Source organism: Pseudomonas sp. PSE14, assembly GCF_029203285.1.
Classification (GTDB): Bacteria; Pseudomonadota; Gammaproteobacteria; order Pseudomonadales; family Pseudomonadaceae; genus Pseudomonas.
In genome coordinates this window covers 65,461-86,131 of sequence record NZ_CP115669.1, presented here as the reverse complement: position 1 = coordinate 86,131, position 20,671 = coordinate 65,461, and the positions used below count along the sequence as shown (strand labels likewise).

Sequence of the window (20,671 nt, the reverse complement as noted above, 5' to 3'; positions counted from 1 at the left end):
TCAGAACGGCTTGCGCGCGATGATCGCCTGGCTCTTGGGCATGACCTCATCCAGCGCCCGCTTAACTCGGGCACCTTCTGGCATGTCCATCAAGCTCGCCCAGGTCTTCGCCCAGTTGTTGAGCAGCGGATGGTCCGGGTTGGACAGATCCTTGCGGCAAACCCAGAAGAACGCCCACCACACCGCCCAGTAAAAGCCGTAGTAGGTGCGCCGCTCGACGATCAGGCCGGCGTCCGTCACCAGGCGTTCGAAATCATCGCGGCTGAAGATGTTGATGTGGTTGGGCTTCTGGAAATGCGCGGCCGGCGCCAGCACTTGCTGCACGCCCTCACTGCGGGCATCCGGCACACTGAGCAGGTATTGCGCGCCAGGCTTGCCGACACGCACCAGTTCGCGCATGAAATCGGCCGGGACGTCGACGTGCTCCAGCACCTCCATGGCGATGATCTTGTCCAAGTGCGCGTCTGGCAGCGGTAACGGGTTGGCGTCGGTCACCAACGGGTGCAATGCTCGCGCCGGCATACCCTCCAGCAAGCCAGCCACACGGGCGACACGCTCGGCATCGATGTCGCCAAAGATCAGTTCGGCCCCCATCTTCGCGCAGAAATGGCTGAACTGACCGTCGCCACAACCGATGTCGAGGACTCGGTCCTCGGGGCGAACCGGAAAGCCCTTGAGCAACTCTCCACCTTCCACGTCGAACCAACCGCTCAGGCACGCGTCGACCAGTGCGAAGTCGTTCGCCGGAGCCTCGGGTGGCGTCGGGCTCGCAGGAGCGGTAGTCAGCTGGGCGAACACATTTCTAAGGCGCTTCAACATCATTGGACCTTCATGTCGGCGACCGGCAGAGCCGGATCAACCGGGGCGCCACCATCGGCGAAGGTGCGGGCAATCGCCGCCCCGCGCAGGCGTAGCGGCGTCTCGATGAATCGGAAGTTCAGCTCGGCGAGCACTACGATCAGTGCCCCTGCGGTCAACAGAAACGGGTAGAAGTACTGGGTATCGAAAGTTGCGCCCGGTTGCAGGCGGGACCAGATTTCCCGCGTGGCCATGAAGGCCGGCACATGGATCAGGTAAATCGCATAGGAGCGCGCACCGACCCAAAGCATCAAACGGCGCAACGGCCCCGAAGGGAGGAACAGGTTGGCATCATAAGAAGCGATCCAGACCAGCAGTGCAGACAGCAATGCCAGCAGGCTGAAGCGATAGGACACCACCTTCAGCACATCCGATCCAATGATGCCAAGGAACAACAAAGCCACGGACAGCACCACAGTTCCGGCAGGCCAGCCACGCATGAGGAACGTCGGGCGCGCCAGCGAGTAGGAGAAATGCCGGCTCCACAGCGCAAGCAGCACCCCCAGAGCCAGCGAGTCACTGCGAAACACCACCGACAGCAAGGTACGCTCGGCCAGCAATTGATAGGCCACCAGCGCAATCAGCACATGCGGCAGAAAGCGCCGGCTAAGCAGGATGACAAAAGGCAGCAGCAGGTAGAACTGCTCCTCCAGCGAGAGCGTCCAGTAGACGAAGCTGGCACCGTACTCGCGGGAACCAAACGTTTCGGCGAAGCGCAAATTGGCGACCTGCAGGACGCCGGCCACAGTCGCCTCGACGTTCGCCCGCAGCGTGCCGAACGCGCCGGATTCGTTGAACACCACGGCGGCCACCAGAACGACCGCCAGCCAGGTCCAGGCCGACGGCAAAAGGCGCCAGGCACGGCGAATCCAGAAAGACAACACAGTCCCGCAGGCCATTTGCGAACTGGTGCAGCCCTGCAGGCGCGGTACGAGATCGCGGGCTATGACGAAACCTGAAATGACGAGGAACAGATCCACCCCGAAGCCGCCACCGAAATACACTGCCAAGCGCTCCAGGGCAGGCGTGGACCAGGTGAACAGGTTGCCATGGGCATGGTGCAACACCACGGACAACACCGCGAAGCCGCGAAGAATCTCGATGTCGTCGATTCGTCCCTTGGCCATCATGCAGCTCCTGGCACAACCGGTTTGCGAGCAAGGATGATCTGGGTCTTGGGCAGCGCGGCGTCAAGCTTCTCGCGCAGCAGCTCGCCTCCGGGCAGCGAAATGGTCTTGAGCCAGAGCTGCGACCACTCTTCCAACAAGGGCGAATACGGCGGGGCCAGCAGGTCGTGGGTCGCACCTTCGAAGGACTGGCCGTCAGCCTTTCCAGTGGTCCAGTAGATCATCATCCACAGCGTCCAGAAGAACCCGTAGGCGTGACGCGAGACGATCTCCAGCCCGGCCTCGCGGACGAGCGCACCGAAGTCGGCCTCGCTGAACACATTGATATGGTTCGGCGGCTGGAAATGACTGTCGGGCGCCACGCCGCGCTGCAAGGTTTCACTTTGCGGCGCCGGCACGGAAAGGAAATACAAGGCCCCCGGCTGCCCCACCCGGTTGAGCTCGGAGAGGATCGCCCCCGGTTGCTCGACGTGTTCAAGCATCTCCAGCGCAACGATGCGGCTGGCCGTTGCATCATCCAGCGGTAACGGCAGACTGTCGGAAACGATTCCCCGAGCCGCCCGGGCCGGCGTTTCTCCGACTTTCCCGGCCAGGGCCTCGACTTTTTCCGCCTCCGAGTCGGTGAATATCACCGATGCTCCCTGTCGCGCGCAGAACAATGTCGCTCCACCGCCTCCGCAGCCCACATCGAGGACCACATCCTCCGGGCCAATGGCAAAGCCCTTGAACAGCTCGTGGCTGTCATTGCGGAACCAGCCGCCCATCACCGCATCCACCAGGCCAGTGCGCTGTGTATCGCTGTCGAACCGGATCAGCTCGGCGGGTTCTGGCTTGTCGAGGAAGCGCTCACGCAGCCTGCGCCAGGCAGCCCCACGGCTCATGCGCAAGCCTCCGCATCGATCTCCAGCAAGCGGCACAGCCGCTGTCGGGCCACCGCCTGGGAGCAATGACCACGCATGCGCTGGATAGCGTTGGCCGACAGTTGGCGATAACGCTCGGGGGTCTCGAGGTAACAACGATAGGCAGCAAGATAGCCATCACGCAGCGACGCCCAGTCCAGTTGGTGACGGCAGGTGCGGTAGGCCAGGCGCGGATCGTGCGGCCAGGCAGTACCGTCCTCCCAGCTGTTCACCACAAAGCCGACCTCGGTATCCATGTAGTCCAGCATTGCCGAGTTGCGCGGGGCCAGCGCGGGAATCCCGCAGGACAGCATTTCCATCAGCGGCAGGCACTGCCCCTCGCCGTGGGAAGCATTGACCACGAAGTCGCTGGCTTCGATGAAGGCGTTGAAGTCGCTCTGCTCGAGAAAGCCATGCACCAGTACGATGCGGCAGCGGAATTCAGGCAGGCGCGCCAGGGTGGTCAGCATGGCCTCGACGGCCGAGCGGTACTCCTGGTGCGTCAGCTTGAACAGCAGGGTCGCATCGGGCACATCGTGGAATGCGATGCAGAAGGCCGTGAGGATGTCGGTCCAGTTCTTGCGACCATCGTAGGGATTGAGAATCGAGGTGAAGACCACACCGTCGAGCACCAGCTCATGACTTCCCGGAATCCACCAACCGGTTTCCACTGGGTCAGGGCTGACGGTCGGCACCGTCTCCACGGGCAAGGCCGCGGGGAGCGGCCTGCCAGGGCGGACTCGTTGCTTGATGGCGGCCAGGGCGCCACTGAGCGGCGCGGGCAAGTGGTCGCGCCAGACCAGGCGATACCACTCCAGCAGATAGCGGGCCGTGATGTGAGCGACCTGCAGAGGGCCGGGTCGCCTGAGCTCTTCAGGTTCGGCAGCAGGGCCGACCACCGGCTTGGGCTGGCCTGCGGCGATGAATTCTTCCAGAGCATTAGGGCCGGGCCGGTACGGTCCCAGGTCCAGGGTGCGGGTATCCACCACCACACCACGCGGTACTTTTATACGGTGTTCCGCACTGGCCGGGCGTGGCTCAGCCAGCATCTGGCGCAGGCCTTCCAGGCGGTCCCAGACAGGTGCCGGAATGGACGTTACCGGGAAATCATCGCGCACCGCGCGCTGGATGGCGCGCACCGTCTGGTTCGAATGCACCACGGCGCGACCCAGTCCCTTGAGGACGAAGCGCCAGTCCTGCTCCGGCTGGCCATGCCAGGTCTCGTCGGGAATGGTGTCGAACTCCCAGGCAAATACCGGGATCGTTGGGCAGACCAACCCACGGACAGTCTTGTGCGGAGGCGAGAACGAGAGGAAAACGCAGCGTTCGCCTTCTGCCAGCGCCCGATGGAACAGCGGATCGACCTCGCGCTGTGGGTCCTGCACCACGATGACCTCGCCGAGTTGCCGGAGCACCGGCATGAACTCCTTGAGCACGAAGTAATAGCTGTACTCCGGCCGGCCGAGACTGGTAGCGATGGTCGCCGCGTTGACTTCCGAATAGACCAGGAACCTCATAGCGCCAGGCTCCTTTGCGCGGCGCCCGGAACGGGCACCAATTGATCATCAAGGAACTCGCCGAGGCGTCCGCTGACCTGCTCCACCGAACAGTACTCACGCATCCTGCGCCCCGCCGCCTCGGACATCCGCCGATAGTCCACGGGCTGCTTGGCGGTCGCATAGCTTGCACGGTAAGCGGTGACCAGTGACTCCCAGTTCAGGCGGTGCAGGTAGGCACGCAGCAGGGCGCGTGAATCGTGCGGCCAACTGGCGGGCTGCGGCGCGCTGCCAACGATGAATGCAACGTCCTCGTCGAGGTAGTCGAGCATCGCGGTATGACGCGGACCGATCGCAGGCTTGCCGCAGCTGAGGAATTCCATCAGTGGCAGGCACAAGCCTTCGCATACCGAGGTGTTCACGTAATAGGTCGAATGGCGGACCAGATCGCGGTACTCCTCGTCCTGGAGGAAGCCGTGGATCACCACGATCCGGCACTGGAACGGCGCCAGGCGCGAGAGCAGCGTCATCAGCATCACGCGGTAGCTCTCCAGATCGTGGTGGGTCATCTTCACCACCAGAGTGACGTCCGCCACGTCATGGAACGCCCAGCAGAACGCGCTGATCATGTCGATCCAGTTCTTGCGATGGTCGCCGGGGTTGAGCACCGTGGTATAGACCACGCCACGCAGCTCCAACTGTCGGGGCTCCGCTTGCGCAGGTTGCGGCGCCTGCTGCTCGGCTTCGACAACCGCGCGCCGGGACGCCAGGAAGGGGGCTACCGCTTCGGCCCACCACCCCTTGAACAAGGCCTTGGTGGTCAGCCAGCGGACGTTGGACGGCAAAGCTGCTGCCGGAGCGGAGGCAGGCTGCGGCAGCGACACTAGGCAGTCAGCCGACAATCCCAGATGCGGGCTATCGATCACATGGCCGGTGAAGCGCAGCATTCTTTCCGAGAGGTTCAGGCGGCGGGCATCGTCCATGTTCTCGCCCTGGAAGCGATCCCACACTGGCGCCGGCACGGCGATGATCGGATAGTCATCCCCCATCACCGCCTTTACCGCATCCGCCGCTTCGCGACTGAGGGTCAGGGCGGCGCCGGAGCTCGCAAAAACACGCCGCCAATCGTTGCGCGGCTCATCGCCCCAGGCTTCGGTCGGAATGCTGTCGAACTCCCAGGCGAATACCGGGATGGTCGGACAACGCAACCCCTCGGGCGTCTGCTGCGGCGGGCTGAAACTGAGGAAGACGACCTTCCGTCCCTGGGCGCTGTGCAGGTCGAAGAGCGCATCGACTTCGTCGAGACTCTTGACCTCGACGACGCTGCCCAGGCACTGCAACGCGGGTACGAACTCCTTCATCAGGAAGTAGTAACTGTACTCCGGCTTGCCCAGCGAGCTGTGGATGGTGTCCTGGCTGATCTTCGAGCCAATGAGAATGAGCGTATCCATCATGATGCAACCGCAGGCCCCGCTCCTGCGCGGTTCTTATTATCGATGCAGCCGTTGCCGCCACTGCGAATTTCTAAGGAAGGGGTGCATAGCACCAGTTCTTCGGCTCGCTGGCAAGAGCCTTTCCGCCGCGAGTACAGATGGCGCGATAACAGAGCAATACAGTTGCGAACTTCCTGGAACTGACCCAGAACAATCGTCCTCCGCTGTGACTGGAGAGTCAGACCTTCGGTGCGAAATCATGACCTCCAAGGCCGCTCGCTTCCCACACAGCTGGAGGACATCGCCATGGAACGCACCCTGCCCGCCCCGCACCTGGCCGCACCGACCGATGCCTGGCGCCTTCTTCGGCAATGGCTGCACAACACCCGCACCCGCCGCCAGTTGGCCGAGCTGGACAGCCGCCAACTGGCCGACATCGGCATCAGCCCCAGCGAGCGTGTCGCCGAAATCTCGAAACCATTCTGGCGCTGACCTCTGGTGATGCGAATCAGTCTTGGCTAGTCTGTGCTCCAGTAGAGTGGCCTCCCGGCCACCTTTTTTGCCTTATCCGGAGCCACTCCATGAAGAAAAGCCTTCAACTGATCGCCGCAGCCACCCTGCTGGGCTGCGCCACCGGCGCCTTCGCCACCAGCTTCGTCTACACCACCGACCTGTCGGTACGTGCCACCGGCGCCACCTCCGATGCCACCTCCAACATCAGCAACTCCTTCAAGGACGACAAGATCGTTCTCGAAGCCAAGGACGACGCCGCGACCTTCGTGGCGAGCCAAGGTGACATCCGCGGTGCCCATCTGGAAGCCGCCCTGCGCCACATCCGCACCAAGATGCCGACCCTGGCGGCCAACGACCAGCAGCTGGCACAGGCCATCCTGACCATCTGATGCCTCCCCGCGCCGGGCGCTCCGCCCGGCGCGTCGCGCTGGCCCTCGGCCACGCATTCCGTTAGCCTTGGCGGTCGTGCTTTTCCGATCATCTCCGCCCATGCGCCCTCTACTGCTCCTGCTACCGCTGTCGTTCTGTGCCCTGCCTGCCCAGGCATTCGACCAGACGACCCAGTTCCCGGTAGGGACCAGCTATGTCACCAGCAAACTGACCAGCACGCCGTTCGAGAACAAGCTGCTGCGCAGCGCTCGTGACGATGCGGCAGGGTTCATCGCCACCGGTGGCGAGCTGCGTGGCGCCCGCCTCGAAGCAGCGTTGCACTGGCTGCGCGAGCAGCACCCGGCACTCGCGGCGAATGATCGGGAACTGGCCGAAGCGATTCTTGCCCAATAAGTCGTGAGCAGCTCCTGCTGCCCTTTCGGAGACATCCATGCGCCTCTGCTCGATCCCCAAGAGCCCCCTGATCCTCGGCCTGCTGCTCGCTGCCTGCGCTTCCGGCGCCCAGGCGCAGTCGGTGATTCGCGTGTTCAACATCACCACCAACGCCTTCGCCCGCAGCATCGACTTCACCTCGGACACCACCACCTCCGTGCGCGACATGAAGATCGTGCAGGAAGCCCGTGACGACGCCGCCAGCTTCGTCGGCAGCGACGGCGCCATCCGCGGCGCCCAGCTGGAAGCCGCGTTCAAGGTGCTGCGCGAAGACGTGCCGCAGGCGCGTGAGGCCTCCGACCAGGCCCTGGCCGAAGCCATCCTCGCTCTGTGAGGCTCCGGGTTGGCCGCTGGCTGGCGGCCCTTGCACTGATCGTCGCCGCCAGCAGCCAAGCCTCGCTCCGCCTGGAGCTCGACACTGACGGATTGACCGGCGCCCAGCGCCAGGCCAGCCAGCAACTGCTGGACGAGGCCCTGCAGACCCTGCCGGCCACCTTCGTCGAGCGCCTCGACCGCAAGGTCGAGGTGCAATGGCGCGATGACCTGCCCAGCAACGGCATGGGCCGCGCCCTGCGCCCCGACGCCATCGCCCTCAGCACCCGCTACCTCGCCGCGCTCACCGACGGCAGCGCCGCTACCCAGCAGACCGGGCGCACCCACGGCACCCTGCGCCGCGAACTGCTGGCCGCCCTGCTCCACGAACTGACCCACCTCTACGACCGCGCCCGCCTGTGGGACGCCGACGAAGCCCGCGTCATCCGCCGCTGCACCCTGCGCGACAAGAGCCTGGGGCGTGTCGGCGCGCCCGACGAATGCCGCGGCCAGACCGCTCGCCGCTTCACGCTGTCGGACGACCCGCGCCTGCTCGACCTCGCCGGCTGGCCGCAGTACGCCGGCAAACATGGCGAACGCGAGCAGCACAACCGTTTCGTCCTGCGCAGCCCGGACAGCTATGAGCTGAGCAACCCGCGCGAATACGTCGCGGTGAACATGGAGTATTTCCTCCTCGACCCGAGCTACGCCTGCCGCCGCCCCGCGCTGTACCGCTACTACGCCGCACGCTTCGGCGAGCGCCCGCACGACGCCTGCGCCAGCAGCTATGCCTACCTCAACGCCGGCCGCGACTTCGGCCAGCAGCCGCTGGGCTACCTCGACCCGGAGCGCGTCTACGAGGTGGACTACTTCATCGCCGAGGCCAACGCCGACATCGCCAGCCGCTGGGGGCACACCATGCTGCGCCTGGTCGTCTGCGCGCCTGGCCGCCCGCGCGGGCCGGACTGCCGCCTGGACCTCGACCGGCACCTGGTGCTCTCCTACCGCGCCTTCGTCGGCGACCTGCAGCTCTCCAGCTGGGACGGCCTGACCGGCGCCTATCCGTCGCGACTCTTCGTGCTGCCGCTGTCGCAGGTGATCGAGGAATACACCAAGGTCGAGCTGCGCAGCCTGGCCTCGATCCCGCTGCGCCTGAACCGCGAAGAGATCAACAGCCTGGTGGAGCGCTCCGCGCAGAGCCACTGGAGCTACGACGGCAACTACTACTTCCTGTCCAACAACTGCGCCGTGGAGACCCTGAAGCTGCTGCGCAGCGGCATCCAGCGGCAAAGCCTGCAGAACATGGACAGCATCACCCCCTATGGCGTGCTCGGCCTGCTGGAGAACCAGGGGATCGCCGACCCGAGCGTGCTGGACAACCCCAAGGAAGCCCTGCGCCTGGGCTATCGCTTCGACTCCTTCCGCGACCGCTACCAGGCTATGTTCGACGTGCTGAAGAAGCGCCTGGACATCCGCCAGGACAAGGTCGAAGACTGGCTCGCGCTGCCCGCCACCGAGCGCCGCCCCTGGTTCGACAAGGCCGACCTGCGCGCCAGCGCCGCCCTGCTCCTGCTCGAACAGGCCTCGCTGCGCCGCCAGCTGCTGCTGGCCCAGGACGAACTCAAGCAGCTCTACCTGAGCAACCGCGACGACCTGAGCGCCGACACCCGGCTGGCCACCGCCGGCAAGACGCTGCAGCAGATCCTCGACGACAGCGGCTTCCTCAGCCGCCCGGCGGAGCTGCTCGACGGCGGCTACGGACTGCCCCAGGCGAAGGAAACCGTCACCCTCGAGCAGCAGACGCAGCAACGGCAGAAGCGCCTGCGTCAGCTCAGCGACAACCTCGACCGCGAAGTGCGCGCCCTGCTGACGCCCGAGCGCCGCGCCGAACTGGCGGCACTGGAGGCCAACACCAAGCAGATCGGCGCGCACCTGCGCGCGCTGCACAAGGCGGCCGGCGGGTTGGAGTTACCCTGAGGCTTCTCAAGCCGTATCGCGGATAAGTCCGCTCCTACGCGCGGATCTCCACGGTAGGGCGTACAACCGTTCGCGGTTGTACGCCGATGCACCGCAACTGCCCCCGTGCCAGGGCTACGCTCGGAGCGCCCGGAAATCGGGGATAACCGGCGTATAACGTCGAACGTTATACGCCCTACACGAACCCAGGCGACTTCGGCCGAATCGCGGCAATGTGCGAAATCCCCTGCCACTGGCCTCAGAGCTTCTCTTCACGCTCTTCAGGCAGTTGCTCATCCAGATGAATCCATGGCAGCCGGCTCTTCACCCAGATATGCCGGTTCGGCAGCACCTCGGCCACGTCATCCAACGTCGCGGTAGTGAGGTCCAGGGTGTCCGGTGCGAGGTCAGTGAACAGCGCCAGCTGCGCCCCGCAGTTGACACAGAAGTAGCGCACGCAAGGCGGCGAAGAGCGGTATTCGGCCGGTGTGCCGGCGGTCCAGCGGAAACTCCCCAGCGGCACCGTGGCCCAGGTGGTGACGATGCCGCCGGTGGTGCGCCGGCAGATCGAGCAGTGGCAATGGGCGACGTCGTTCAACTCGGCGTCGCATTCGTAGCGGACCTGCCCGCAATGGCAGCCACCGGCATGCACAGCAGCCATGGAGTCCTCCTGGTTCAGTCGTATTCGGCGGCCTCGTGGTCGCCCAGCAGGCGCCGCTGTCGTGGCGTACAGGCCGCCAGCACCTCCGGGTTGAAGGCCCAGTCCAGATAGGGCGAGAACTTCTGCGCAACCATGCGCCGGCCATAGTGCACCTGCAGCAGGTAACGCGTGCGCTGGCTCAGGTTGCGGCTGCCGGCGTGCCACAGGTCACTGCGAAACAGCAGGCAGTCGCCGGCCTGGCAGAGCACCGGTCTGGCGGCCCTGCCCTGCCATTCGCGCTCATCGGGCGCCGGCGCGCGGCCGGCTCGATGGCTGCCGGGAATCACCCAGGTCGGGCACAGCGCCTCGTCGATGTCGTCGAGGTAGATCTGTGCGGTCGTGATGAACATCGGCAGGTCGAATCCCGCTGCCAGCACCTGCTCCGGCAGCGCGACGGGCAGGTAGTCCTGGTGCATCTCCGCGCCGATGAAGCCGGGATGGCAGCGCCAGGCCGTCTGGCCGATCACATGGCAATCCCCGCCCAGCGCCGCTTCCACCACCTCGATCAGGCCCGGCGGGTCGAGATACGGCAGCCACAGCGGCGAGCGGTTGAACACACACTTGTAATGATCCACCAGGCCCTCATAGTCCCAGTGGAGCGGTCGCAGGCCATCGATCAGCCCACGCACCTCGGCTATCCGCGCAGCATCCAGCAGGCCGCGCAGCAGGACGAAGCCATCCTCGTGCAGGGCCTGCAAAGGGCTCATGGGGCGCACACTCCGCTTCCCAGCTCGGCCTGGGCGCGCGCCAGCGCATCGAGGAACGCCCCCAGCGCCTCCCCCGGCTCCGCACCTTGGCGAGTCACGCAATGGAAGTCGGAGACATAGGCCAGTTGCGCCGGACGGATCGCGCGCAGGCGCCCCTCGGCCACCCACTCGCTGGCGTAGTGGGTCGGCAGGTAGCCGATGAAGGTACCGCTGAACACCAGGTTGGCGATGGCTTCCATGCTGTAGGCATTGGTGGTGTGGCTGAACACCAGGCCGTGCGGACGCCGGCTCTCGGCCATGTAGCCACGTCCGACGTACTCGGCGGCGCAGATCTGCTCCAGCGACGGCTCGTCTTCCGCACGCTCGAAGAACGGATGCTCGCGGGCGCAATACAGGTTCTGCTCCTCGCGGAACAGCAGTTGGTAACGGAGCCCGGACAGGCGATGGTGAAAGGCGCCGATGGCCAGCTGCAGGCGCTCTTCCAGCACAGCGTTTTCCAGCTCGTCCGGACGTTGGGTGTGCAGGTTCAGGCGCACCCGCGGATTGCCCTCGCGGAACAGCCGGATCGCCAGCGGTAACGGCCAGCACTGCTGGCCGAGCACGCCGTCGACGCAGCCCAGGTGCAGCACCTCGCGGTCGCGTCCACCCAGTCCTGTCACCTGCTCGCGAAAGCGCTCGATGTCGACGAACAATCCGAGCGCCGCCTCATAGAGCTGCTCTCCTTCCTCGGTCAGCTGGAAGCCACTGCTGCCGCGCCGGCAGAGCGAATAGCCCAGGCGCAGTTCGAGGTCGCGCACCAGCACACTCAAGCGCGACAGGCTGGTATTCAGGCGCACCTGGGCGGCAGTGAAGCCACCCGCCTCGACGATGGTGCAGAAGATGCGCAGCAGGCGCAGGTCGATATCGGAAAGATTGCCCAGCATGGGAGTTCTCGCGGCGGCGGGCGCAGGCCTTTCGTTATAGCGCCGAGGGCGCCGCCACGTGAACCCCCATGGCGGTCAACGGCGCGCAGCGATCGAGTCGGCCAGTACGCAGAGCAGCTCGAACATCATGGTGGCGCCCACCAGCGCGGTCGCCCCGCCCTGGTCGAACGGCGGCGAGACCTCCACCACGTCGGCGCCGATCAGGTTCAGCCCCTGCAGGCCGCGGATCATGTGCTGCGCCTGCAGCGTCGTCATGCCTCCGATTTCCGGCGTACCGGTGCCCGGCGCGAAGGCCGGATCGAGCACGTCGACGTCGAAGGTGACGTAGGTCGGCCCCTGCCCCACCACCCGGCGCACTTCGGCGAGGGTGGCCTCGACACCCAGGTCGGCGAACTCTTCCATGTGGATCACACGGATGCCGCATTCCTGAGCGAAGGCTTCGTCGTTTGCGTCATAGATCGAGCCGCGAATGCCGATCTGCACGGTACGTTTCGGGTCCAGCAGCCCTTCCTCGATGGCGCGGCGGAACGGCGTGCCGTGGGTGTACGGGTTATCGCCGAAATAGCGGTCGTTGGTGTCGGAGTGGGCGTCGAAATGCACCATGCCGATGGGCCGCTCGGCGGCCAGCGCGCGGAAGATCGGCAGGGTCACCAGATGGTCGCCGCCCACCGACAGCGGGATGGCCCCCGCGGCATGGATACGCCGGTAGAAGCCCTCGATGCGCTTGAGCGAATCCAGCAGGTCGATGGGATTCACCGGCGCATCGCCGATGTCGCCGACGCGCACCAAGTCGTAGGGCGCAATGTGGCTGACGTGGTGCACCTTGCGCATCAGGCTCGACTGGTTGCGCACCTCGCGCGGACCATGACGGGCGCCGGCGCGGTTGGTGGTGCCGCCATCCCAGGGCACGCCGAGCAGCGCGATGTCCAACTGTGCCGGGTCCTCGAAGATCGGCAGGCGCATGAAGCTGGGGATGCCGGCGAAGCGGGGAATCTCGGCGGCGTCCAGGGGTTGCGGGAAGTCATGGGACATGTCGGGTCTCCTGCTGGGTGAAGGGGTCAGTCGGCCTGCGCCTGCAGGCTGGCGGCCGGCTCGCCGGCGAGGCTGACCACCACGAAGGTGACCAGGCTGGCGAGCAGGCCATAGGCGATGGGGGTGTTGGCGAGCACGCCGTCGATGGCCATGAACAGGACCACCACCAGGCTGCCGACCACGATGCTGGCGATCGCTCCGCGCGCCGAGGCGCGGCGCCACAGCAGCGCACCGAGGATCGGCACCAGCAGCCCGCCGACCAGCAGGTTGTAGGCAATGCTCAGGGCGCCGATGACGTCGTTGACCAGGCACGCCAGGGCCAGCATCACCACGCCCATCAGGAGGGTGAACAGGCGGCTCTCGCGCAGGCCGTTGGGCGCGCCGGGACGCAGGAAGCGCGCGTAGACGTCCTCCTGCAACACCGTGGCGGCGGCCAGCAGGCAGCCCGATGCGGTGGACATGATGGCCGACAGCGCCGCCGCGACCACTAATCCACGCAGGCCGGGTTCGAGCACCTGGCGGGTAATCTCGGCGTAGGCGTTCTCCGGTACCGCGAGGTTGGGAATCAGCACGTGGGCGGCGGCCCCGATCAACGCGCAGGCCAGGCCGTAGAGCATGCAGTAGATGCCCGCGCCGAGGCCGGCGTAGCGCACCACCTTCTCGCTGCGCGCGGTGAACACGCGCTGCCAGATGTCCTGGCCGATCAGCGCGCCGAAGAAGTACAGCAGGAAGTAGGTGAGGATGGTGTCCAGGCCAATGTGCCCGAGGTCGAAGAAGCCCGCCGGCAGCACTTCCTGCATACGCGACAGGCCGCCCGCCTCGTGGATCGACAGTGGCAGCAGCACGGCGAAGATGCCGAGGGTCTTGATCACGAACTGGATGATGTCGGTGAGGGTCAGCGACCACATGCCACCGATCACCGAATAGACGATGACGATGCCACCACCGCAGAGGATCGCCGGGATGCGCGGGATCTCGAAGACCACCTCGGTCACCGAGCCGATGGCGATGGTCGCGGTGACCGCCACCATCAGGTCGTAAGCCACCATGACGATGCCACCGATCAGTCGCGAGGACGCCTGGTAGCGCTGCTCCAGGATCTGCGTGACGGTGTAGACCTTCAGCCTGGCAATCTGCCGCGAGAACACCAGGCTGAGGACGATGATCCCCAGGCCCAGCATGAACACCAGCCACAGGCCGGACAGCCCGTAGAGGTAGCCGAGCTTCACCGTACCGATGGTGGACGCACCGCCCAGCACCACGGCCGCCATGGTGCCCAGGTAGAGACCGGGGCCAAGGCGGCGCCCCGCCACGAGGAAGTCGGTCTGGTTGCGCGCCTTGCGCATTCCGTACCAGCCCAGGGCGAGCATGCCCAGGGCGTAGACCAGCATGATCAGGTAATCGAGCAACATGGCGGGAGGCTCCTGTTGTAGTTGTGTGGGACGCAGGCCGTTGCCCGGAAAAGCCTGATCCGCCACCTCCTCCCGGCAAATCCCCAAAGCCTGAAGCCAACTTTCGCTGCCGCGAAAGTGCCCCGTCAGCCCTTGCCAGACGGGGCTTTGCCCCCTCCTCCGGCTCCCGTCGGGAAAAAACTTCTACCCCGCCAAGTGCTTGATTCGTATACGTATGTTATCGTTGTAAACACTGTATACAGCGTAAACGGAACTGTACGAAAAGTGACCACCGTTGTCTCCTTCCGCGCCGATGACGCCCTCGTCCAGGCCCTGGACCAGTTGGCCCGCGCCACCCACCGGGACCGGCCGTATCACCTGCGCCAGGCCCTGGCGCAGTACCTGGAGCGCCAGAGCTGGCACGTCGCGGCCATCGATGAAGGCGTGGCAGACGCCGATGCCGGCCACCTGCTGGAACACGCCGTCATCGAAGCCAAGTGGGGGCTGGCATGAGCCTGAAGTGGACGCACAAGGCGGCGGGCGACCTGGACGCCATCTATGACCACTACGTCGTGCTGATCGGCCCGGAGAAGGCGCTGCGGGCCATCCAGGACATCGTCGAGCAGGTTCGTCCGCTGGCGAACCTCGACCTGAGCAGCAGCGGCGTGCCCAGCGAAGTGCCCGGCGTCCGGGAATTGCCGGTGGAGCGCTGGCCCTACCAGGCCGCCTACCGGGTAAAGGGGCGTTCTGTACAGATTTTGCGCATCGACCGTGTGGATAACTCGGGGTAAAAGTGGCCACACGGTTACAAAATATTTCAAAGTATTGACTTTTCGATTTGATCAAAAAGCATACAAATAACCTTAGAATGCATATTGGGTCATTTAATGTTCATTTCTAAATGATATGAACAAAATACAAACAAATAAGACTGAGTTAGTCATTCACGCTGAGCGACGACTGCCTTTTTCCAGGCAACAAAAAACCCGGCCAAGGCCGGGTTTTTTCGTTTTTGCGGGCTTTTTTCGAAGGCGGGTCAGGCAGCCTGCCAATTGACCGGCAATTGCCCTTCTTTCCAGGCGAAACGATCGAGGTGGCTGACCACCACGTTCTGCAGGCGCTCCAGTGCCTGCGCATCGGCAGCCTCGGCGTCCATCAGCAAGGCGTCTGGCGTGGCGTGCAGGCGGCAGGTGCCGAAATCGAAACGCAGCACGCCGCGATCATCGGTCAGCTCGACCGGCAACTTGTGGGCGAAGTGGTTGCACAGGCGCTTGAGGTAGCGCGCGGCGTCAGGGGTGGCGACAGTGGCACGGCTTAGCGGCATCGTTCTCTTCTCCTTTTTCGGGAGTTGTCATGCTAGGCGAAGGAAATCCAGGGAAAAACCGGCTAATTTGCCTTTCACTCTTAAGCGGAGCTTCACAATGGACAACCTCAAGGGCATGGCGGTCTTCGCCACCGTAGTGGCCCGCGGCTCCATGGCCGCCGCCGCCGAAAGCCTGGGCATGACGCCCTCGGCGGTCAGCCAGCAGATCCGCAAGCTCGAAGCCCACGCCCAGGTGACGCTGCTGCACCGCACCACCCGCAAGCTGACCCTGACCGAGGCGGGTGAGGCCTTCTACCGCAGTTGCGCGCAGATGCTGGCAATCGCCGAGGAAGCCGAACAACGCCTGGGCGAATGGCGCGAGGCGCCAGTCGGCGAACTGCGCCTGGCCGCCCCAGTGGGCTTCTCCGGCCAGCTGATCACCGAGGCCCTGCGTCCGCTGCTGGAAAACCACCGCCAACTGCGCCTGCAGCTGTTCTTCCACGATGAGCAGATCGACCTGATCGAGCAGCGCATCGACCTCGCCATCCGCGTCGGCAGCCTGTCCGACTCCAGCCTGGTGGCGCGTCACCTGGCCGAGTGGAACAACGTCATCTGCGCCGCGCCGTCCTACCTGCGACGCCTGCCGCCGATCGACCATCCGCAGCAACTGCAGGGCGTCGACTGGCTGGCCCTCAATACCGTGGCGCACCAGAGCTACCTGAACTTCAGCGGCCCGGGCGGGGAGCTCTGCAAGCTGCGCCTGGAGCCGCGCGTGGCTGCCAACAGCATGATCGCCCTGCGCCAGTTCACCCTCGACGGCCTGGGCGTTTCCGCGCAGCCCGAACCGGAAGTGTGCGAGGCGCTGGAGGAGGGCAGGCTGCAACGCCTGCTGCCGGACTGGACGCTGCCGCCGTTCGGCATCTACGCGGTCACGCCGCGACGCGACGCGCAGCCGGCCAAGGTCAAGGTCGCCATCGAGGCGCTGCGCCGTCACCTCGGCGGCTCGTCGCGCCTGCGCTTCCAGGCGCCGGTCTGAGCGACGCGCTACCATGACGCCCCCATCGACAGGAGTACCCAGCATGGCCCGGAACTGGACCTGCAAGCACCACAGCGACCTGAGCAAGGAAGAGCTGTACGCCATCCTCAGCCTGCGCACCGAAGTCTTCGTGGTCGAGCAGAAATGCCCCTACCAGGAAGTCGATGGCCTCGACCTCATCGGCGACACCTGCCACCTGATGGTGGAGGAGGGTGGTCAACTGCTCGGCTACCTGCGCCTGCTGGACCCCGAGCGTCACGAGGGCGACGTGGTCATCGGCCGCGTGGTGATCGCCCCGCAGGGCCGTGGCCAGGGCCTGGGGCACGAACTGATGGAGCAGGCGCTGCAGGCTATCGCCCAGCGCTGGCCGGGGCTGCCGATCTATCTCTCGGCGCAGGCGCACCTGCAGGGCTACTACGGCCGCTACGGCTTTGCTCCGGTCACCGAGGTCTACCTGGAAGACGATATCCCGCACATCGGCATGCGCCGCAGCGCCTGATTCAGGCTGGGTAATGCCGGGCGAGGAAGTCGCCCAGCAGCGCATTGACCCGCGCCGGCTGCTGGTTCTGGATCCAGTGGCCGCAGTTTTCCAGCACATGCTGTTCCAGCTTCGGCACATGCTCGGGCATGCGCTGCAGGGTATACGCCTCGAAGCGGCGGACCGGGTCGCGGTCGCCGATCAGGAATAGCGTCGGCTGCTCGACCTTGCGCCCCGCCAGCGGCGCGGTGAGTTGCCAGCTGCGCTCGAAGTTGCGGTACCAGTTCAACGCGCCGTGGAAGCCGCGTCCCTCGAAGGTGCGCACGTAGTACTGGAAATCCTCGGCGCTGCACCAGGCGGGATGCGCCGGTGGCGGTGGCAGGCCATCGAACAGGCGGCCATCGGGGGACTGGTCCGGCGCCAGGTGCACGTTGTCGCCGAGGAAGTGGCGCAGGCTCAGGGCGATGTTCGCATCCAGCTCAGCCTCGGCGCGGCCCGGCTCCTGGAAGTAGAGGATGTAGAAGAACCTACCGGCGAACACCTCCCGCATGATCTCCACCGGCGGACGCTTGGCGCGGCCGGCGAAGGGTACTGACAGCGTCGCCAGAACCTCCACCCGCTGCGGCTCCAACAGCGCCAGGTGCCAGGCCACCGGCGCGCCCCAGTCATGCCCGACCATCGCCACCCGCGAATGCCCCAGCGCATCCATCGCGCTCTGGATGTCTGCGCAGAGGGTCAGTAGATCGTAAGCGTCCACCGCATCCGGCGCGCTGGTCTGGCCATAGCCGCGCATCTCCGGGACGAACACGCGATAACCGGAGGAGGCGAGGGCGCGCATCGGGTGCTGCCAGGAATGCCAGCACTCGGGAAAGCCGTGCAGCAGCCACACCGGTTTGCCATCCGCCGGGCCGGCGCTGTACAGGCTGAGCAGGATGCCGTTGACCGCCAGCAGCTGGTGTTCGAACTCGTTCATGGCGCGCGCTCCTGCAGAGGGTGAGCTTCACTATGCCAAGTCCGGAGTGCCGGCCGAACCCTATTCACCAGGCGAATGGAGGGACCTTTCCACTCGGCGATGCAGTGCGGGAAAGGGCGGATAATGTCCGGCGCCACAATAGATTCTCTCCAGGAAGGACTCCCATGAGACGCCAACCCACCGCCCAGCTCTGCCCGGAACTCGATGCCATCCTGAGGGCCGAACTGCGCGCCGGCAACCAGCTCGGCGAAGGCCCCGTGCGCACCGACTGGCCGCAACCCGGCTCGATCTACGCGGCCTTGCGCGACAACTTGAAAACGCGCAAACCCGGCAATGCCGGCCCTGTCCGACATTCGATCTGCCGCGATCCTCACTATGGCTGGAACGACGAGTGCTACTGCGAGTTGCACGGCGACCTGCTGGTCGCTGGAAGCACGCAGAGGCCCTGACGGAGATCCCTGTAGGAGCGAGCTTGCTCGCGAATCGCTTTGCAGCGGGTTCGTTCGCGAGCAAGCTCGCTCCTACGAAAAGCCTTGCAATCAATCGATAAAAAACTGCATCGTATTCTGCACAGCGAAACATAATTCCGTTAAAACAACTCTAAACGGAGCACAGCATGTCAGAAGCGGTACAGCTCGAACGCCGGGGCGAGATTGCCCTGGTCACGGTCGACAACCCACCGGTGAACGCCCTCGGACATGCCGTCCGCGCGGGCCTGCACGCCGCCTTCCAGCAGGCCGAGGCCGATCCGCAGGTGCGCGCGGTGGTGCTGGTCTGCGCCGGGCGCACCTTCATGGCCGGCGCCGATATCCGCGAATTCGGCAAACCGCCCCAGGCACCCCTACTGCCGGAAGTGGTCGAGGCCATCGAAAGCGCGACCAAGCCCAGCGTCGCCGTGATCCACGGCACCGCCCTGGGTGGCGGCCTGGAAGTCGCCCTGGCCTGCCACTACCGCATCGCTCGTCGCGACGCCCAGGTCGGCCTGCCGGAAGTGAAGCTCGGGCTGCTGCCCGGCGCCGGCGGCACACAGCGTCTGCCGCGCCTGGCGGGTGTGGAAAAGGCCCTCGACATGATCGTCAGCGGCGCGCCGATCCGCGCGTCCGAGGCCCTGGACAACACCATCATCGACGAACTGTTCGACGGCGACCTGATCGAAGCCGGCCTCGCCTTCGCCCGGCGCCTGCTGGCAGGCGGCAAAGGCCCGCGCCGCACCGGCGAGCGCAATGAACGCGTGCAGCAAGCCGGCGTGGCCGCGCTGATCGCCCACAAGCGCGGCGAGGTGCAGAAGCGCCTGCCCGGCCAGTTCTCGCCGCTGCGCTGCATCGACGCAGTGGAAGCCGCGACGCAGTTGCCGCTGCGCGAAGGCCTGGCCCGCGAGCGCGAGCTGTTCCAGCAGTGCATGGCATCGCCGCAACGCGCCGCGCAGATCCACGCCTTCTTCGCCGAGCGCGATGCCGCCAAGGTCGAAGGCCTCGCCGCCGACACCCAGCCGCGCGACGTACGCAGCGCCGCGGTGATCGGCGGCGGCACCATGGGCGTCGGCATCGTCCTCTGCTTCGCCAACGCCGGCATCCCGGTGAAGCTGCTGGAAGTGAACGACGAAGCTCTTCAGCGCGGCCTCGACCGCGCCCGCAGCCTGTATGCCGCCAGCGTGGCGCGCGGCAGCCTGAGCGCGGAAGAGCTGGAGCGGCGCATGGCCCTGATCAGCGGCGTGCTCGATTACGCCGCGCTAGGCGACGTGGACGTGGTGGTCGAAGCCGTGTTCGAGAGCCTGGACGTGAAGCGCCAGGTCTTCGAGCAGTTGGACACCGTGTGCAAACCCGGCGCAATCCTCGCCAGCAATACCTCCTCGCTGGACCTCGATGAAATCGCCGCCTTCACCCAGCGTCCGCAGGACGTGGTCGGCCTGCACTTCTTCAGCCCGGCCAACGTCATGCGCCTGCTCGAAGTCGTGCGCGGCAAGGCCACCAGCGATGCCGTGCTGGCCACCGCCATGCAACTGGGCAAGCGCCTGAAGAAGGTCTCGGTGGTGGTCGGTGTGTGCGATGGCTTCGTCGGCAACCGCATGATCTTCCAGTACGGCCGTCAAGCCGAATTCCTGCTGGAGGAGGGCGCCACACCGGCGCAGGTGGACCGCGCGCTGCGCGCCTTCGGCATGGCCATGGGGCCGCTGGCGGTGCGCGATCTGTCCGGCCTGGACATCAGCCACGCGATCCGCGCGCGGCAGCGACCGAACCTCAAGCCCGGCCAGACGCTGCCTACCGTGCTCGACCACCTGATCGCCGCCGGCATGCTCGGGCAGAAGAGCGGCACCGGCTTCTACCAGTACGGCGAAGGCCGCACCGTGCAGGACAACCCGGCGCTGCCGGCCATGCTGGAGCAGGCTGCCGCCGGCCGCGGCATCACCCGCGCGCCGGTAGAGGATGAGGAGATCGTCGAGCGCTGCATCTACTCGCTGATCAACGAGGCCGCCAACATCCTCGACGAAGGCATCGCCCAGCGCGCCAGCGATGTCGACGTGATCTTCCTCAACGGCTACGGCTTCCCCGCCTGGCGCGGCGGCCCGCTGTTCTACGCCGACAGCGTCGGCCTTGCTCGTGTACTCGAACGAATCCGCGAGTTCCACCAGCGCCTCGGCGCCTGGTGGCAACCCGCGCCACTGCTCGAACGTCTGGTGGCCGAAGGCCGCCGCTTCGCCGATCTGTAGAGGAC

Annotated in this window: 23 protein-coding genes; 11 read left to right on the top strand and 12 right to left on the bottom strand. The window is 65.7% G+C overall.

What is annotated here, in order from left to right; all coding sequences use genetic code 11:
* The 5 genes from O6P39_RS00420 to O6P39_RS00400 are packed head-to-tail and all read right to left on the bottom strand — an operon-like array spanning position 1 to position 5,834.
* Entirely contained in the window at positions 1 to 822 is an 822-nt protein-coding gene (locus O6P39_RS00420; RefSeq protein ID WP_275609529.1) for a class I SAM-dependent methyltransferase, read from the bottom strand.
* On the bottom strand, positions 819 to 1,985 hold the full coding sequence (locus tag O6P39_RS00415; RefSeq protein ID WP_275609528.1) for an acyltransferase: 1,167 nt from the start codon (positions 1,983 to 1,985) through the stop codon (positions 819 to 821). The genes O6P39_RS00420 and O6P39_RS00415 overlap by 4 nt, the downstream gene beginning before the upstream one ends.
* Complete coding sequence (locus O6P39_RS00410; protein ID WP_275609527.1) at positions 1,985 to 2,866, bottom strand: class I SAM-dependent methyltransferase; 882 nt, start codon at positions 2,864 to 2,866, stop codon at positions 1,985 to 1,987. Before O6P39_RS00410 ends, O6P39_RS00415 begins: the two co-directional genes overlap by 1 nt.
* Positions 2,863 to 4,401: a glycosyltransferase gene (locus O6P39_RS00405; protein WP_275609526.1), complete on the bottom strand. Its 1,539-nt coding sequence runs from the start codon at positions 4,399 to 4,401 to the stop codon at positions 2,863 to 2,865. The genes O6P39_RS00410 and O6P39_RS00405 overlap by 4 nt, the downstream gene beginning before the upstream one ends.
* Positions 4,398 to 5,834: a glycosyltransferase family 1 protein gene (locus tag O6P39_RS00400; protein WP_275609525.1), complete on the bottom strand. Its 1,437-nt coding sequence runs from the start codon at positions 5,832 to 5,834 to the stop codon at positions 4,398 to 4,400. Before O6P39_RS00400 ends, O6P39_RS00405 begins: the two co-directional genes overlap by 4 nt.
* Before the next feature lie 285 nt (positions 5,835 to 6,119).
* On the opposite strand from O6P39_RS00400, the gene O6P39_RS00395 reads away from it, so the two are divergent.
* The 5 genes from O6P39_RS00395 to O6P39_RS00375 all read left to right on the top strand — a co-directional run bounded on the left by O6P39_RS00395 (position 6,120) and on the right by O6P39_RS00375 (position 9,437).
* Positions 6,120 to 6,305, top strand: coding sequence for a DUF1127 domain-containing protein (locus tag O6P39_RS00395; protein ID WP_275609524.1), 186 nt, complete (start codon positions 6,120 to 6,122; stop codon positions 6,303 to 6,305).
* 89 nt (positions 6,306 to 6,394) lie between these two features.
* Positions 6,395 to 6,715, top strand: a complete 321-nt coding sequence (locus tag O6P39_RS00390; protein WP_275609523.1) for a DUF2388 domain-containing protein — start codon at positions 6,395 to 6,397, stop codon at positions 6,713 to 6,715.
* A 100-nt stretch (positions 6,716 to 6,815) separates the two neighbouring features.
* Positions 6,816 to 7,109, top strand: a complete 294-nt coding sequence (locus O6P39_RS00385) for a DUF2388 domain-containing protein (protein WP_275609522.1) — start codon at positions 6,816 to 6,818, stop codon at positions 7,107 to 7,109.
* 37 nt (positions 7,110 to 7,146) lie between these two features.
* Positions 7,147 to 7,482 carry a DUF2388 domain-containing protein gene (locus O6P39_RS00380; protein WP_275609521.1) on the top strand — a complete coding sequence of 112 codons (336 nt, stop codon included), beginning with the start codon at positions 7,147 to 7,149 and terminating at the stop codon, positions 7,480 to 7,482.
* Positions 7,479 to 9,437, top strand: coding sequence for a DUF4105 domain-containing protein (locus O6P39_RS00375; protein ID WP_275609520.1), 1,959 nt, complete (start codon positions 7,479 to 7,481; stop codon positions 9,435 to 9,437). The genes O6P39_RS00380 and O6P39_RS00375 overlap by 4 nt, the downstream gene beginning before the upstream one ends.
* A 238-nt stretch (positions 9,438 to 9,675) precedes the next feature.
* Here O6P39_RS00375 and O6P39_RS00370 read toward each other — a convergent pair whose 3' ends face one another.
* From O6P39_RS00370 to O6P39_RS00350, 5 genes are all read right to left on the bottom strand, one after another.
* Entirely contained in the window at positions 9,676 to 10,077 is a 402-nt protein-coding gene (locus tag O6P39_RS00370; RefSeq protein ID WP_275609519.1) for a GFA family protein, read from the bottom strand.
* 14 nt (positions 10,078 to 10,091) lie between these two features.
* Positions 10,092 to 10,823 (bottom strand): phytanoyl-CoA dioxygenase family protein, encoded by a 732-nt coding sequence (locus O6P39_RS00365; protein WP_275609518.1) that lies wholly within the window; start codon positions 10,821 to 10,823, stop codon positions 10,092 to 10,094.
* The gene (locus O6P39_RS00360) at positions 10,820 to 11,746 is read right to left on the bottom strand and encodes a LysR family transcriptional regulator (protein ID WP_275609517.1); all 927 of its coding nucleotides are present in this window, start codon (positions 11,744 to 11,746) and stop codon (positions 10,820 to 10,822) included. The genes O6P39_RS00365 and O6P39_RS00360 overlap by 4 nt, the downstream gene beginning before the upstream one ends.
* Positions 11,747 to 11,821: 75 nt before the next feature.
* Entirely contained in the window at positions 11,822 to 12,778 is a 957-nt protein-coding gene (gene speB / locus O6P39_RS00355; protein WP_275609516.1) for an agmatinase, read from the bottom strand.
* A 26-nt stretch (positions 12,779 to 12,804) separates the two neighbouring features.
* Positions 12,805 to 14,190: a sodium:solute symporter gene (locus tag O6P39_RS00350; protein WP_275609515.1), complete on the bottom strand. Its 1,386-nt coding sequence runs from the start codon at positions 14,188 to 14,190 to the stop codon at positions 12,805 to 12,807.
* Positions 14,191 to 14,454: 264 nt separating this feature from the next.
* Between O6P39_RS00350 and O6P39_RS00345 the strand changes: the two genes are divergently transcribed.
* On the top strand, positions 14,455 to 14,682 hold the full coding sequence (locus tag O6P39_RS00345; RefSeq protein ID WP_275609514.1) for a CopG family ribbon-helix-helix protein: 228 nt from the start codon (positions 14,455 to 14,457) through the stop codon (positions 14,680 to 14,682).
* Positions 14,679 to 14,960 (top strand): type II toxin-antitoxin system RelE/ParE family toxin, encoded by a 282-nt coding sequence (locus O6P39_RS00340; protein WP_275609513.1) that lies wholly within the window; start codon positions 14,679 to 14,681, stop codon positions 14,958 to 14,960. Before O6P39_RS00345 ends, O6P39_RS00340 begins: the two co-directional genes overlap by 4 nt.
* Positions 14,961 to 15,205: 245 nt before the next feature.
* On the opposite strand, the gene O6P39_RS00335 is transcribed toward O6P39_RS00340, so the two are convergent.
* Complete coding sequence (locus tag O6P39_RS00335) at positions 15,206 to 15,493, bottom strand: DUF2218 domain-containing protein (protein ID WP_275609512.1); 288 nt, start codon at positions 15,491 to 15,493, stop codon at positions 15,206 to 15,208.
* A gap of 97 nt (positions 15,494 to 15,590) precedes the next feature.
* Between O6P39_RS00335 and O6P39_RS00330 the strand changes: the two genes are divergently transcribed.
* Both O6P39_RS00330 and O6P39_RS00325 read left to right on the top strand, forming a co-directional pair.
* The gene (locus O6P39_RS00330) at positions 15,591 to 16,508 is read left to right on the top strand and encodes a LysR family transcriptional regulator (protein WP_275609511.1); all 918 of its coding nucleotides are present in this window, start codon (positions 15,591 to 15,593) and stop codon (positions 16,506 to 16,508) included.
* Between the two features lie 43 nt (positions 16,509 to 16,551).
* A complete protein-coding gene (locus O6P39_RS00325) occupies positions 16,552 to 17,007 on the top strand; it encodes a GNAT family N-acetyltransferase (RefSeq protein WP_275609510.1) in 456 nt (151 codons plus the stop codon).
* 1 nt (position 17,008) lies between these two features.
* Here O6P39_RS00325 and O6P39_RS00320 read toward each other — a convergent pair whose 3' ends face one another.
* Positions 17,009 to 17,959 carry an alpha/beta hydrolase gene (locus O6P39_RS00320; RefSeq protein WP_275609509.1) on the bottom strand — a complete coding sequence of 317 codons (951 nt, stop codon included), beginning with the start codon at positions 17,957 to 17,959 and terminating at the stop codon, positions 17,009 to 17,011.
* A 164-nt stretch (positions 17,960 to 18,123) separates the two neighbouring features.
* On the opposite strand from O6P39_RS00320, the gene O6P39_RS00315 reads away from it, so the two are divergent.
* Together O6P39_RS00315 and O6P39_RS00310 are read left to right on the top strand one after the other, a co-directional pair.
* On the top strand, positions 18,124 to 18,408 hold the full coding sequence (locus O6P39_RS00315; RefSeq protein ID WP_275609508.1) for a hypothetical protein: 285 nt from the start codon (positions 18,124 to 18,126) through the stop codon (positions 18,406 to 18,408).
* A gap of 167 nt (positions 18,409 to 18,575) precedes the next feature.
* The gene (locus O6P39_RS00310) at positions 18,576 to 20,666 is read left to right on the top strand and encodes a 3-hydroxyacyl-CoA dehydrogenase NAD-binding domain-containing protein (protein ID WP_275609507.1); all 2,091 of its coding nucleotides are present in this window, start codon (positions 18,576 to 18,578) and stop codon (positions 20,664 to 20,666) included.
* Positions 20,667 to 20,671: the final 5 nt, after the last annotated feature.